The organism is Streptomyces fructofermentans, assembly GCF_014651055.1.
Lineage (GTDB): Bacteria > Actinomycetota > Actinomycetes > Streptomycetales > Streptomycetaceae > Streptomyces > Streptomyces fructofermentans.
The window spans coordinates 265,843-279,265 of record NZ_BMWD01000001.1 but is presented as its reverse complement, the minus strand read 5'-3'; the positions used below and the strand labels follow the sequence as shown (position 1 = coordinate 279,265).

The following is a 13,423-nucleotide window of genomic DNA, read 5'->3' as shown; positions in this document are numbered from 1 at the left end:
GGAACCCCCCGGTCTGGTCGGAGCCCCCGGTCGGGCCGGGCCCTCCCGGCACGGCGGCCGGGCGGGGGCGGCCGCGAAGCTCCTAGATCGTCGCGGTGTCGATCACGAAGCGGTACCGCACGTCACTGGCCAGCACCCGCTCGTACGCCTCGTTGATCTCGGCCGCGCTGATCAGCTCGATCTCGGCGCCGAGGCCGTGCGCGGCACAGAAGTCGAGCATCTCCTGGGTCTCCTCGATGCCGCCGATGCCGGAGCCCGCGAGGGTCTTGCGGCCGCCGATCACGGAGAACAGGTTGAGGGAGACCGGCTCCTCGGGCGCGCCCACGTTCACGAAGGCGCCGTCCGACCTGAGCAGGGACAGATGGGCGTCCAGGTCCAGCGGGGCCGAGACCGTCGAGAGGATCAGGTCGAACGTGCCGCGCAGCTCCGTGAAGGTCTCCGGGTCACTGGTCGCGTAGTAGTGGTCGGCGCCCAGCTTCAGGCCGTCGTCCCGCTTGCGGAGCGACTGGGACAGCACGGTCACCTCGGCGCCGAGGGCGTGCGCGATCTTGACGCCCATGTGTCCGAGGCCGCCCATGCCGAGGATCGCGACCTTCTTGCCGGGGCCCGCGTTCCAGTGCCGCAGCGGGGAGTACGTGGTGATGCCCGCGCACAGCAGCGGCGCGGCCTCGTCCAGGGCGAGGCCGTCGGGGATGCGGACGGTAAAGGCCTCGTCGACGACGATGTGGGTGGAGTAGCCGCCGTACGTGGGCTCTCCGTTCCTGTCGAGGGCGTTGTACGTGCCGGTGTTGCCGTCGGTGCAGTACTGTTCCAGGCCCGCCGCGCAGTTCTCGCACACGCGGCAGGAGTCGACCATGCAGCCGACGCCGACGCGGTCCCCGACGGCGAACTTGGTGACGGCCGGGCCGACCTCGGTGACGACACCCGCGATCTCGTGCCCGGGGACCATCGGGAAGAGGGCCTCGCCCCAGCCCTCACGGGCCTGGTGGATGTCGGAGTGGCAGATGCCGGCGAACTTGATCTCGATGAGCACGTCGTTCTCACGGACCGCGCGGCGCTCGATGGTGGTCCGCTCCAGCGGGGCCTTGGCTGCGGGAGCGGCGTATGCGGCGACAGTGGTCATGCCGGGGGTTCTCCTCGGGAGTGGTCCAGCGTCCGGCCTGCCTTCCGGCCGGGTACCCGTACAGCCTGCTCCATGTTCCGGGGTTCACACAGGCCACCGCCTTGCGTACGTCCCGTGGTCCTACCACTGGCGGGGGCAGGCTCGTGTGCGTAGGACCGGGAATACTGGCCGCATGGACGATCAGCCCTCTCAGGAGTCCGCGGGAGACGCGGGGCGGCCGCTGGACCGGCGTGCCGAGCTCAGCGAGTTCCTGCGCACCCGCAGGGCCCGACTGAAGCCCGAGGACGTGGGCCTGCCGGACTTCGGCCGGCACCGCAGGGTGCCGGGGCTGCGCCGCGAGGAGCTGGCGCAGCTCGCCGGGGTGTCCGTGGCGTACTACACCCGCCTGGAACAGGGCAACGGGCGGAACGTGTCGGCGGAGGTGCTGGACGCGATCGCGCGCGCCCTGCGGCTGACGGGTGCCGAGCACGCGCATCTGACGCACCTCGCCAAGCCGAAGCAGCACAAGAGGAAGCCGTCGGCGCGGCCGCAGCAGGTGCGGGTGGCCCTGCGGCAGCTCATCGACTCCTTCGACGGGGTGCCCGCGTACGTCGTGGGGCGGCGCTCCGAGATCCTCGCCTGGAACCGGATGGCCGCGGCGGTCTTCGGCGACTGGTCCCAGGTGCCCGCCCAGGAGCGGAACTGGGCGCGGATGGTGTTCCTCAACCCCGACTACCGCGAGCTGTACGTGGAGTGGGAGCAGAAGGCCTCGGACATCGTGAGCGTGCTGCGCATGGACGCCGGGTGCCATCCGGACGACGCGCGGCTCGCGGCGCTGGTGGGCGAGCTGTCGGTGAAGAGCGAGGAGTTCCGGCGGCTGTGGGCCACGCACGACGTGAAGGAGAAGACCCACGGGGTGAAGCGGATGCGGCATCCGCTGGTCGGTGAACTGTCCCTGTCCTTCGAGTCGTTCAGACTCGTGGACGACGAGGAGCAGTCGATGGTGACGTATCACGCGGAGCCGGGATCGCCCTCGGCGGAGGCGCTGCGGCTGCTGGCGAGCTGGGGCGCGGACGCGACCCGGGCGGGCGCCCTGGACACGCCCTAGCGGAGCCCGCGCCCCCTGGCGGGCCCGGTGGACCCCGCGGTCCCACCCGGCACCCGGCCGCGGTCGGCACCAGCCCCGTTCACGTCCGACGGCCCCCCTCCCGACCACCTCTCCCGGCCGCTCCCCCGTGCACGCGCCCCGGCAACGCATCCGGCTCGGACCCCGGCCGTGCACCCCGGGCGGGCGCCCGGCACGCCCCGGTCACGCCTCCCGGACGCTCACCCCTGGTACGGCTGGGCCGCCCCCCAGGTCCACCGCGGTACCGGCTGCTCCGCCGGGGGCACCGCGTCGGGTCCGGAGAAGTACACCGCGAGCCGGGTCCCCCACTCCACGTACGCGACGAAGGCCGAGCGGAACTCGGCGTCGGTCGGCAGGTCGGCCTCGTCCGCCGCGTCCTGGATCAGGTTCACCCAGCGGCGGCGCTGCACCTCGGTGATCCCCCTGCCCAGGTGCTTGGCCACCATGTGCCCGTGTCCGCCCTGCGTCTCGGAGTAGGCCGGCGGGCCGCCGAAGACCTCGCCGAGCCACAGCGCCACATGCGTCGCGTGCTCGGGGGCCAGCCCGGCGAAGACGGGGGCCAGGACGTCGTCCTTGAGCACCTTGTCGTAGAACACCTCGGTCAGCCGTACGAAGGCCTCGGCGCCGCCCGCCCAGGTGTAGAGGGTCGGCACGGCCGAACCGGTCCCCCGTACCGTCGTGGGCGTGTAGTGGCGCATCTCCTCGATGGCCGGGACGAAGGGGCGGACCTCGGCGAGGAACTCGGGGAACAGCTCCGACTGCCGGAAGCCCTCCAGGTGGTCCTCGGTGGAGGTCCAGGTGATGCGCAGGACGAAGTGCTCGAAGTCCTCCTCGCAGCGGGTCAGCTCGTAGTCGACGCACTGCGGCGCGGCGGCGAGCCGGGTGGCGGCCCGGGTGTAGGCGGCGAGGAACTCCGCGGACTGGTTCTCGGGGATGCGGTACCGGACGTACTCGACGGTGTGGGCGCTCATGCCCCCACACAAACACGGACGGCCCGCCGGAAGCTGTACTTCCGACGGGCCGTCCGCTCATGTCAGCGCTCAGCGAACCCCGGGCCCGGGAGCACCGGGCCCGGGCGGCTCACTTCCCGTAGTACGCGTTGTAGATGGAGATCGTCGACTTGTTGCCCTTCTTGTCGGCGATCTTCGCGTGGAACGAGATGCCCTTGCCCTTCTCCGGGTTCTTCACCTCGACCTTGCCGCTCTTGACGGTGAGCTTCTTCCAGGTCTGGCCGTAGTCGTACGAGACGTACACCGACAGCGACTTGAGGTTCGAACCGGCCGCCGCGCCCTGCACGGTCACCGGGACGGAGGCCTTCTTGCCGGCCGGGGCCCTGCTGTCCAGGTCGACGGGCGCGGCGAAGCGGACCGAGGACGCGGGCAGCTTGGCCAGGTCGGCCTTCTTGGAGCGGAACGTCCAGCTCGCGTCCACCCGGGTGGAGGCCGCCGCGATCTTGACGCTGCGCTTGACCGAGGTGGTCAGCCTGTACTCGGCGTCACCGGCCGGGACCTTGAAGATCCCGTCCCCGAACATCGGGTCCTCGTTCGAGCCGACCTTGGTGCCGTTGCGGTAGAGCGTCGTGGCGACCGACGAGAACTGCGACGAGCCCGCGTGCGTCTTGCCGTCGGCGAACAGCGGCAGGTAGCCGTAGATGCCGTTGTCCTCGCGGTAGATGCCGAAGCCCGAGCCGAGGCGCGGCCCGAAGACGGCCGTGTTGAACGTCTTCTCGTAGCTCTTGCCGCCCGCGAAGGTCTGGGCGCCGCCCAGCGTGTAGAAGGCCTCGGTGGTCGGGAAGCCGTCCGCGTCGAGCGGTCCCTGCTGCTCGAAGTCGAAGGTCCACTTCACGCCGCCGCCGGTGGACAGGTGCAGGGTCCGCGTACCGGGCAGGGTCTGGGGGATGCCGATCGCGGAGCCGCCGGAGCTGCCGGGGAGGTAGCCCCAGGCGACGAGCGCGCCCTTCTTGCCGCTCGTGGAGGCGCCCAGGCCGACCTTCACCTTGGCCAGGTCGCTCGCCTTGTAGTGCTTGGTGTAGCCCGTGGCGAGCTGCTTGACCGTGCCGCCGGTGGTGATGTCGTACTCCTCCGCCGGCTTGGCCCAGTGGCCGTCCCACTGCTGCGACAGGGCGCCGTTGGTGACCTGCGGGCCCAGGTGCGCGGTGCGGAAGTTGTCGTACGTGTCGAGCCACCAGCCGAACGTGTAGCTGCTGCTGGCCGTCTCGAAGGTGAAGCCCGGGGAGGCGAACTCGGACTTGGCCGCCGTGTCGGGCACCGTGATGTCCACCGGCTCGGCCGTCCGCGCGTCCAGCGTCAGCGTGGTGTTCCCGGTGATGCTGAGCTTCGGCCGGGCGACCCAGTCCGCGCCCTTCGTGAAGTCCTCGGGGTCGACGAAGAACGCCGAGTTGAGGATGTAGTCGCCCTTGGGGGCGCGGACCTTGACGGTGCCGGACGGGTCGTACGGCGCGAGCCACGTCTCGCCGGCGAGCCCGGAGACGCCGGTCAGGTCGGCGTTGTAGTTCTTCGCCGGGTTGCCGTCGCGGTCGACGAACTTGAGGGTGACGTCGTACGACTGGACCTCGCGCTCCACCGCGGCCGCCGTGCGCACGCTCTGGCCGCCGCCGGTGGCGGTCACGAACGCCGAGTACGCGCCGTCGAGCGTGCCGCCGAGCCTCGTGTCGGCCGTCAGGTCCACCGAGGCCGTGCCGCCGGCCGGGACCGTCAGCGTCCTGGCGCCCAGGGTGAAGAAGCCGGCCGGTGCGGCCTGGCCCTTCGGGTTGGTGCCGGCCACCGACAGGTTCAGCGTGACGTCGGCGGTGCCGAGGTTGCGGTACGTGACCTTCTCGGTGACCGGGGTGTCGTCGGTGTGCGGCCACTGCTGGAGGCCGAGGCTCACGGACACCGGCTCGGCGACCACGGTCTGCTTGATGGCCTTGTCGACCTGGATGCGGCCGGAGCCCTGCTGGAACGCCGTGTACGCGCCGCCCTTGGTGGAACCGGTCAGCGCGCCCTTCAGCTCGGTGTAGGTCCAGTCGGGGTGCTGCTGCTTCAGGATCGCCGCGGCGCCCGCGACGTGCGGGGTGGCCATCGACGTGCCCGAGATGGTCAGGTAGCCGGCCGGCTTCTCGCCGACCTCGCCCGCGATGACGCTGCCCGCGGCCGAGGCGGCCGTGATGTCGACGCCGGGGGCGGTCACGTCGGGCTTGATCTGCCCGTCGAGGCCGGGGCCCGTGCTGGAGAACTCGGCCAGCACGTCCTTGTCGTCGACGGCGCCCACGGTGAGCGCGGCCTCGGCGCTGCCCGGCGAGCCGACGGAGTGCTCGCCGGAGTTGCCCGCGGCGATCGCGAAGAGGATCCCCTTCTCCTTGGAGAGCTTGTTGACCTGTGCCTCCAGGGGGTCGATCTCGGGGGTGTCACCCCCGCCCAGGCTGAGGTTGACGACGTCGGCGCCCTGTTCGGCCGCCCAGTCCATGCCGGCGAGGATGCCGGAGTCGTCGCCGTAGCCGTTGTCGTCCAGGACCTTGCCGTTGAGCAACCGGGCGCCGGGTGCGACGCCCTTGTACTTGCCGGCGGACTTGGCGCCCGTACCGGCCGCGATGGACGCGACATGGGTGCCGTGGCCGAACTTGTCGGTCGCGTCGGCCGCGGCGGAGAAGTTCTTCTCGGCGACCACCTGGTCCTTGAGGTCCGGATGGGTCGTGTCGACGCCGGTGTCCAGGACGGCGATCTTGACGCCCTTGCCGTCGAATCCGGCGGCCCACGCCTTGTCGGCGCCGATCTGCGCGACGGACTTGTCGAGGCTGGCCCTGCGGACGCCGTCGAGCCACACGTGGGCGATGCCGGACGCGGTCCGCGCGTTGCCGCCCGGGGTGTCGGTCACCGCGGACCACAGGTCGGCCGCGTCGGCCTTCGGCGTCAGCACCGCGTCCGCGTTCAGCGAGGTGAGGGTCCTGCGGACCTCGGTGTCCCCCGCGTCCCTGACTCCGGCCTTCGCGGTCGCGGCCGCGCCGCGGTAGCCGACGATCACCTTGAGGCCCTGCTTCTGGGCCTTGCGGTTGGCCGGCTTGGAGAGTTCGGTGATGTCGAACAGACGGCGGTCGAGCTTGCCGGTGGCGATCAGCCGCACGGCGTCCGCCGGCACGACGAGGATGTGCCCGTCGGCCTCGCGGATCTGGACGGGTATCCCCTCGCGGCCCTTGGCGTGCTCGACGCCCAGGACGCGGCCCTTGGCGTCGACGGTCACCCGGTCACCGGTGATCAGGGTGATGCGGTGCTTGGGTGCGGCCTTGAGGGCCTGTGCGGCCGGGGCGTCGGCCGCGGTGCGCTCCGCCTCCGCCGACGCCGGGCTGGTCATGCCCGCCGCCAGAGCCACGGCTGCCGCCGCGGCGATCGTGGCCGTGCACGCATTCTTCACTTGTCTGCGCAAGTCTCCCCCTGGAGAGCAGGTCCGGAATGAACCCCCGTTCATCCGGCCGAGGGACAGATCGCACAAACGATCGCGTGTAACCCCCCGGACCGCTCAGTATGCCGGGGGGTGAACGCGTGCTCAACAGTGGGACAGGAGTTAAGAGCTGACGTTTTCCTTGACCGTGATCCGCCCCTTGCGAATCGTGGCGAGTCGCGGGGCCTTCCTCGCGATGGCGGAATCGTGGGTCACCATGATGAAAGTGAGCCCGTGCTCCTTCCACATGGTTTCCAGTACCTCCATGATCTCGTCGCGCATCGACTCGTCGAGATTCCCGGTCGGTTCGTCGGCCAGGAGCACCTTGGGCCGCTTGACCAGCGCGCGGGCGATGGCGACGCGCTGCTGCTGGCCGCCGGACAGCTCGGCCGGAAGATGCCCGGACCGCTCGGCGAGGCCCACCGACTCCAGTGCGGCGGCGGCCCGTTCACGGCGTTCGCGGACCTTCAGTTTCAGCGGTACCAGCGCGGTCTCCACATTCTCCTGCGCGGTGAGTGTGGGAATGAGATTGAAGCTCTGGAATACGAAGCCGATGTTCTCGCTGCGCACTCGGGTGAGCTTGCTCTCGGACAGTTTGGCGAGATCCGTTCCGTCGAGAGTGACGCTTCCTGATGTGGGCCGGTCGAGTCCGCCGAGCATCTGCAGCAGCGTCGACTTCCCGCCGCCGGTGGGCCCCTGGATGACGAGACGGTCCCCGTCCCCGATGGTCAGGTCGATGCCGTCGAGCGCGTCGACGGTCTCCTTGCCCCGCTTGTAGCGCTTGGTGACGCCTCTGAGTTCGTACATGGTGCAACTCCTGGGATACGTGGTGGGGTTGGCGCGTGCCTGTCCCGCGGCCGGGCTACTCGACGCGGCGCAGGGCGTCCGCGGGCCGCAGCCGGGAGGCGCGCCAGCCGCCGAAGGCTCCCGCGATCAGACCGCCGGCCACGGCGAGGCCGACCGCGAGGACGATGGTGCCGACGGCGACGGGCGCGGTAAGCGCCACTTCGAGGGCCTTGCCCGCGGCCTCGCGGCCCGGGCCCCCGCCCATGCCGCCGGGACCGCTCATGGGGCCGCCGCCCGTGGAACCCAGTTCGGCCTGGAGCGTCGGGCTGACCGCGGTCACGGCGTAGGCGCCCGCGAGACCGAGGGCGATTCCCAGCGCACCGCCGACCAGGCCGTTGACGACGGCCTCGCCGACGACCTGCCGGGTGACCCGGCCGGACTTCCAGCCGAGCGCCTTGAGGGTGCCGAACTCCCGCACCCGGCGGGAGACCGCCGACGACGTGAGCAGGCCCGCCACCAGGAACGCGGCCACGAGCACCGCGATCGAGAGCCACTTGCCCACGTTGGAGGCGAGGTCGGAGGCCGTGGACAGGGAGCCGGAGACCGTGTCGGCGAGGTCGGCCGAGGTGGTGACGGTGGTCCCCGGGATGTTCTTCCGGATCGTCGACTTGACGGCGTCGATCTGCTGCGAGTCGGACGCCTTGACGTAGATCGTGGTGACCTTGTTCTTGGAGTCGCTGAGCGTCTGCGCCTGCTTGAGCGGGATGTACAGGTTGGCCGCCGCGTCCCCGCTCTCCGGTGTCGCGATGCCGATGACCTTGTACTTGACCCCCTTGACGGTGACCTTGTCACCGAGGGCGAGCTTCTTCTCCTTGGCGTAGGACGCGTCGGCCACCACCACCCGGGCGTTGGCCTCGGAGGAGGTGAAGGTGCGCCCCTTGGTGACCTTCGACGAGGTCAGCGGGCCGAGTTCGGGCTTGGTGACGTCCGTGCCGTAGACGGAGTAGTTGTTGACGTCGAAGTCGGCCCCGCCGCCCTCGACCGTGCCCTGCGGCGGGCCGCCCTGTCCGCCCCGCTGGGACGTGCCGCCGTTCTGGTCCTGCTGGAACTCGCCGCGCCTGAACTGGCCGCTGACCTTGATGACTTGGAGGCTGAGTCCGCCGACGGCGTCCGCGACGCCCTGCTGTCCGGCGACCTTGGACACCGTGCTCGTGGCCAGGGTCTGGAAGCCCTGCACCATGACGCGGTCGCTGCTCTGCTCCTCGTCGGAGTCGCTTCCCCGGGCGTCGAACCGGAAGCGCGGGCGCTCCCCGGTGCTCGACTGCGCCTGGGCCGCCTTGGTGACCGTCATGTCCGTACCCAGTCCGTAGAGCGACTGGAGGACCTTGCCCTGCGCCTTCTCCATGCCGGACGACACGGAACTGACCACGATGACCAGGGCGATGCCCAGGGCGAGTCCGGAGGCGACGACGAGCGCCGCCTTTCTGCGGCGGCGCAGTTCGCGCCTGAGGTAGGTGAAGAACATGGTCGCAAGCTAGGGACGCCGCGTGATGGCGGGGTAAGGCCCGGATAAGAGAAACATGAGAAGGCCGTGCCGGCGCCCGAGTCGGCCTGTGCGCCGGGCCCGAGCCCCGCGGGACCGGCGCGCGCGGCCCGGAACGCCGACGGCGGCGGCAGCCGTTGAGGGCTGCCGCCGCCGTGGGCGTCGGGCGGGGCGGGAAGGGCTCGACCGGTGGGTCAGGCGGACGAACCGGCCTTCCAGGCGGTCCAGTCCATGTTCCAGCCGTTGAGGCCGTTGTCCGGGGCGATGGTCTTGTCCCCGGTGTTCTGCACCACCACGACGTCACCGACCATCGAGTTGTTGAAGAACCAGGCGCCCGCGGTGTTCGGGTCGTTGGCACCCTTCGTGTCCGACAGGCCCACACAGCCGTGGCTGGTGTTCACGCTGCCGAAAATGGACTTGGCACCCCAGTAGTTGCCGTGGATGAACGTGCCGGAGGTCGACAGGCGCATCGCGTGCGGCACGTCCTTGATGTCGTACTCGCCCTTGCCGTCCTCCTTGGTGAAGCCGACGGAGGCGCCGTCCATCCGGGTCTCCTTGAACTTCTCGGAGATCACCATCTGGCCCTCGTACGTGGTGTTCTCCGGAGCGCCCGCGGAGATCGGGATGGTCTTGACGGTCTTGCCGTCCTGGGTGACCTTCATCGTCTTCGTCTTGGCGTCGACGATCGAGACCTGGTTGCGGCCGATCTTGAAGGTGACCGTCTTCTGCTGCACGCCGTAGACGCCGGAAGCGCCCTCGACGCCGTCGAGGTTCAGCTTCAGCGTGACGGTGGAGTTGCCCTGCCAGTACTGCTCGGGGCGGAAGTCCAGACGGTTGGCGTTGAACCAGTGGCCGACGACTTCCTGGCCGCTGCTGGAGGACACCGTGATGGCCTTCTGGACGTCCGCCTTGTTGGTGATCGCCTTGTCGAAGTTGATCGACACGGGCATGCCGACGCCGACCGTGGAGCCGTCCTCGGGCGTGAAGTTGCCGATGAAGCTGTTGGCCGGGGAGACGGTCGTGAACGACGCGTTCTCGTGGGCGGCGCGGCCCGCGGAGTCCTTGGCCGTGGCGGCGATCTTGTAGCCGGTGGCGCGTTCGAGCTGGCCGGTCGGCTTCCAGCTCTTCTTGTCCGCGGATATCTGACCGGGCACGACGGTCCCCGTCGTGGTCTTCATGGCGACCTCGGTGAGCGTGCCCTTGGTCACGGTCACGGTCGCGGCACTGTTGATGGAGGCGTTGTCGGAGCCGTCCTTGGGCGTGATCCTGATCTGGGCCTCGGAGGTCTTCTTGGCCGCGGCCTCGTCGACCTTGGCCTGCGACGTGCTGCCACCGTCGCTCTCACCCTTGGGGTTCTCGTTCCCCCCGCTGCACGCAGAGAGCACCAGCACCCCGCCGAGCAGTGCGGACGCGGCCATGAGGCCCCTGCGCCGCTTACTGTCCGTCATCACACGCTTCTCCATCGTCGCCGAATCCCCGAAAACCCGAGAGTCCCCGTACTACGCCAAACGCTACGACCGCTACGTCCCGTTCCACAGCCGTCGAAGATGTGGGGCACACCACGTCGTTCCTCGCGGATACGGGTGGTGCGGGTGGTGCGGGTGTCGGTCACTGCGCCACATGAGACGAAAGAACCCCGGGTGGCGGTTGCCCCCCGGGGTCACGAATCTCCCGAGCCGCGTCAGCCGACCACTTCTTCCTCGTCTCCGGCCTCATCATCCTCGTCGAGATCCCAATCCGGCGAATCGGGGTCGTAGTCGACCTGTTCACTGCTCCAGGAGGCCTGGGCGAGTTCGACCCCGGGCACCTCACTGACCAGGTCGAAGGGGTCCACGAGGTAGGCGAGGGCCTCGGCGGCGTCCTCCGCCACCGCGCTCTCGGCGTGCGCCCGCTCGTCCGCCGGGATCTCGGGATCCTCCGCGATCCGGCCCAACGCGCCCTTGACGAGGGCGTCCTGGTCGTCGACCTCGACGACCAATTCAACGCGCAACCGCACAAAACGTGATGTCTCTGGAGTGCTCATACGTCGGAGAGTACGGCCCGTGGCCACCGCGACTTTCCCACGACCCGCGCCTTTCATTAGCATCGGGCCACACGGCCAATTCGCCAGCGTCACAAGGGGATCGATATTCCGTGTCCGCACGTCGATCGTTGCTGACCGCCACCGCCGCGGGGACCCTGCTGGGCGCCCTGTGGTTCGTCCCGTCCGCGAACGCGACCGGGGAGAACACGACGGAGGTCAGAACCCAGACCGTCCACACCTCGACGTCCGCGGTCCTGCAGAGCGGCGCCGAGGTCTCCGCCTCCGGCGCGGGGACCTCCCGGACGAACGCCGAGCAGGCCTCGGCGGAACTGCCGGCCGGAACGACCAGGCTCGCCGACACGGGAAGCTTCGACACGACCCCGTACGTGGTCGGCGGCACGCTGTTCCTGAGCCTGGGAGCGGGCTTCGTCACCTACTCGGTGCGCCGCGAGCGCATGGGCGAGGCCCTTTAGGGCCCCGCCGGGAGTGGCTCCCGCGCGGGGCACGGCCGGCCGCGCGAGCGGGACCGGCCGCGGGACGGTTCACCGCGGCCAGGTCCTGCACGGGGCACGGTCCGCCCCGTCCTCGTGCACTCAGGCGGACGCGCGTCCGCCGGCCTGTCCGCCGCGCGTGCGCGCGCCCGCGCCACCGCGTCCACGGGTGCCGCCGGCACCCGCCCTGGAGCCGCCGGCGCCACCGGACGCGGCCCGGTTCCCGCCCGCGGCACCCGACCGCGCGCCCTGGGCCCTGGAGCCGCCGACCGTACCGGAGCGCGTGCCCGATCCGGCCCTGGCCGCCGTGCCCGCGCCGGACCGCGCACCGGTACCGGCCGCGCGTCCCGCGCCGCCGCCACCGCCACGCCGGGCGCGGGGCTTGGACTGCGAGGGCTGCGCCACCGCGGGTTCCGGCACGGGGATGACGACCGGGACGCCGGACGGCTCCCGCGCTCCCGTGATCCGCGAGAGTTCCTCGTCGCTCGACGAGACACGGGTCGTGCGCGGGCTGATCCCGGCGTCGGACATGAGACGGGTCATCTCGCGCTTCTGCTCCGGCAGGACCAGCGTGACGACACTCCCGGACTCCCCCGCGCGGGCGGTCCGGCCGCCCCGGTGGAGGTAGTCCTTGTGGTCGGTCGGCGGGTCGACGTTCACGACGAGGTCGAGGGCGTCGACGTGGATGCCGCGGGCCGCCACGTTGGTCGCGACGAGCGCGGTCACCAGACCGGTCTTGAACTGGTCGAGGGTGCGGTTGCGCTGCGGCTGGGAACGCCCGCCGTGCAGCGCGGAGGCCCGCACGCCGTTGGCCAGCAGGCGCTTGGCGAAACGGTCCGCCGCACGCTTGGTGTCGACGAAGAGGATCACGCGCCCGTCCCGGGCGGCGATGCGCAGCGCGACGGCCTTCTTGTCGGTCTCGTCGGCGACGTGCAGCACGTGGTGCTCCATGGTCGTGACGGCACCGGCCGAGGGGTCGACGGAGTGCACGACGGGGTCCGTGAGGAACATCCGTACGAGCTTGTCGATGTTCTTGTCCAGCGTGGCCGAGAACAGCATCCGCTGGCCGTCCGGCTCGACCTGGTTGAGCAGGGCCGTGACCTGGGGCATGAATCCCATGTCGGCCATCTGGTCGGCTTCGTCGAGCACGGTGGTGCGCACGTCGGCGAGGGTGCAGTCGCCGCGGTCTATGAGGTCCTTGAGGCGTCCGGGCGTGGCCACGAGCACCTCGGCGCCGCGCCGCAGCGTGCCCGCCTGCTTGCCGATGGAAAGACCGCCGACGACGGTGGCCATCCGCAGGTTCACGGCAGTGGCGTAGGGCGTGAGGGCGTCGGTGACCTGCTGCGCCAGCTCGCGGGTGGGCACCAGGACGAGCGCGAGGGGCGCCCTGGGCTCGGAGCGGCGGCCGGCCGTGCGGGCGAGCAGCGCGAGTCCGAAGGCGAGGGTCTTGCCCGAGCCGGTCCGGCCGCGGCCGAGGATGTCGCGCCCGGCGAGGGAGTTGGGGAGCGTCGCGCCCTGGATCGGGAACGGCTCGGTCACCCCCTGGGCGGTGAGGGTCTTGGTGAGCGCCGCCGGCATGTCCAGCGCGTCGAAGGTCTCGACGGCGGGCAGGGCGGGCGTCAGCGTCTGCGGGAGGGCGAACTCCTGCGGAGCCGTCGACTGCTGGGACGGCTTCCTGCGTGCGTTCCTGCCACCGCTGTTCGCGGCGGCGGCCGGGCCTCCGCCGCGCGTGCCACGAGAGCCGCGGGAACCCCGGGAATTCGCCGGGCGTTGGCCGGCGGGTCGTTCAGGACGTTCGGATCGAGTCATGCTGGATCTGGAATTCCTTCCTGGGCCTCACGGTTTTCCCGTGTTCAAGGACACACGGACAGCACAAGCCGGGGCCCGCACCCGAAGGTGCGGGCCCCGGCTCGCGTGG

10 protein-coding genes are annotated in these 13,423 nt (G+C 70.7%); 2 read left to right on the top strand and 8 right to left on the bottom strand.

Annotation, left to right across the window (positions count from 1 at the left end; genetic code table 11):
- Positions 1-82: 82 nt before the first annotated feature.
- Complete coding sequence (locus IE265_RS01135; protein WP_190033347.1) at positions 83-1,123, bottom strand: NAD(P)-dependent alcohol dehydrogenase; 1,041 nt, start codon at positions 1,121-1,123, stop codon at positions 83-85.
- A gap of 172 nt (positions 1,124-1,295) precedes the next feature.
- Here IE265_RS01135 and IE265_RS01130 point away from each other — a divergent pair, with 172 nt between their 5' ends.
- Positions 1,296-2,210 carry a helix-turn-helix domain-containing protein gene (locus tag IE265_RS01130; RefSeq protein ID WP_190033346.1) on the top strand — a complete coding sequence of 305 codons (915 nt, stop codon included), beginning with the start codon at positions 1,296-1,298 and terminating at the stop codon, positions 2,208-2,210.
- A 218-nt stretch (positions 2,211-2,428) separates the two neighbouring features.
- On the opposite strand, the gene IE265_RS01125 is transcribed toward IE265_RS01130, so the two are convergent.
- From IE265_RS01125 to IE265_RS01100, 6 genes are all read right to left on the bottom strand, one after another.
- Entirely contained in the window at positions 2,429-3,199 is a 771-nt protein-coding gene (locus IE265_RS01125) for a group II truncated hemoglobin (RefSeq protein WP_190033345.1), read from the bottom strand.
- 109 nt (positions 3,200-3,308) lie between these two features.
- Positions 3,309-6,635, bottom strand: a complete 3,327-nt coding sequence (locus tag IE265_RS01120; RefSeq protein ID WP_190033344.1) for a S8 family peptidase — start codon at positions 6,633-6,635, stop codon at positions 3,309-3,311.
- A 150-nt stretch (positions 6,636-6,785) separates the two neighbouring features.
- Positions 6,786-7,469 carry an ABC transporter ATP-binding protein gene (locus IE265_RS01115; RefSeq protein ID WP_190033343.1) on the bottom strand — a complete coding sequence of 228 codons (684 nt, stop codon included), beginning with the start codon at positions 7,467-7,469 and terminating at the stop codon, positions 6,786-6,788.
- Between the two features lie 55 nt (positions 7,470-7,524).
- Positions 7,525-8,973, bottom strand: a complete 1,449-nt coding sequence (locus IE265_RS01110) for an ABC transporter permease (protein WP_190033342.1) — start codon at positions 8,971-8,973, stop codon at positions 7,525-7,527.
- A gap of 212 nt (positions 8,974-9,185) precedes the next feature.
- Positions 9,186-10,439, bottom strand: a complete 1,254-nt coding sequence (locus IE265_RS01105; RefSeq protein WP_229915963.1) for a L,D-transpeptidase — start codon at positions 10,437-10,439, stop codon at positions 9,186-9,188.
- Between the two features lie 233 nt (positions 10,440-10,672).
- Positions 10,673-11,014, bottom strand: coding sequence for a hypothetical protein (locus IE265_RS01100; RefSeq protein ID WP_190033340.1), 342 nt, complete (start codon positions 11,012-11,014; stop codon positions 10,673-10,675).
- 110 nt (positions 11,015-11,124) lie between these two features.
- Between IE265_RS01100 and IE265_RS01095 the strand changes: the two genes are divergently transcribed.
- Complete coding sequence (locus IE265_RS01095; RefSeq protein ID WP_190033339.1) at positions 11,125-11,487, top strand: hypothetical protein; 363 nt, start codon at positions 11,125-11,127, stop codon at positions 11,485-11,487.
- 120 nt (positions 11,488-11,607) lie between these two features.
- On the opposite strand, the gene IE265_RS01090 is transcribed toward IE265_RS01095, so the two are convergent.
- Positions 11,608-13,314: a DEAD/DEAH box helicase gene (locus tag IE265_RS01090; RefSeq protein ID WP_190033338.1), complete on the bottom strand. Its 1,707-nt coding sequence runs from the start codon at positions 13,312-13,314 to the stop codon at positions 11,608-11,610.
- Positions 13,315-13,423: the final 109 nt, after the last annotated feature.

Coding starts and splice junctions, on each gene's coding strand:
- IE265_RS01135 (WP_190033347.1), bottom strand. CDS start 1,123: ATGACCACTGTCGCCGCATACGCCGCTCCCGCAGCCAAGGCCCCGCTG.
- IE265_RS01130 (WP_190033346.1), top strand. CDS start 1,296: ATGGACGATCAGCCCTCTCAGGAGTCCGCGGGAGACGCGGGGCGGCCG.
- IE265_RS01125 (WP_190033345.1), bottom strand. CDS start 3,199: ATGAGCGCCCACACCGTCGAGTACGTCCGGTACCGCATCCCCGAGAAC.
- IE265_RS01115 (WP_190033343.1), bottom strand. CDS start 7,469: ATGTACGAACTCAGAGGCGTCACCAAGCGCTACAAGCGGGGCAAGGAG.
- IE265_RS01110 (WP_190033342.1), bottom strand. CDS start 8,973: ATGTTCTTCACCTACCTCAGGCGCGAACTGCGCCGCCGCAGAAAGGCG.
- IE265_RS01105 (WP_229915963.1), bottom strand. CDS start 10,439: ATGACGGACAGTAAGCGGCGCAGGGGCCTCATGGCCGCGTCCGCACTG.
- IE265_RS01100 (WP_190033340.1), bottom strand. CDS start 11,014: ATGAGCACTCCAGAGACATCACGTTTTGTGCGGTTGCGCGTTGAATTG.
- IE265_RS01090 (WP_190033338.1), bottom strand. CDS start 13,314: ATGACTCGATCCGAACGTCCTGAACGACCCGCCGGCCAACGCCCGGCG.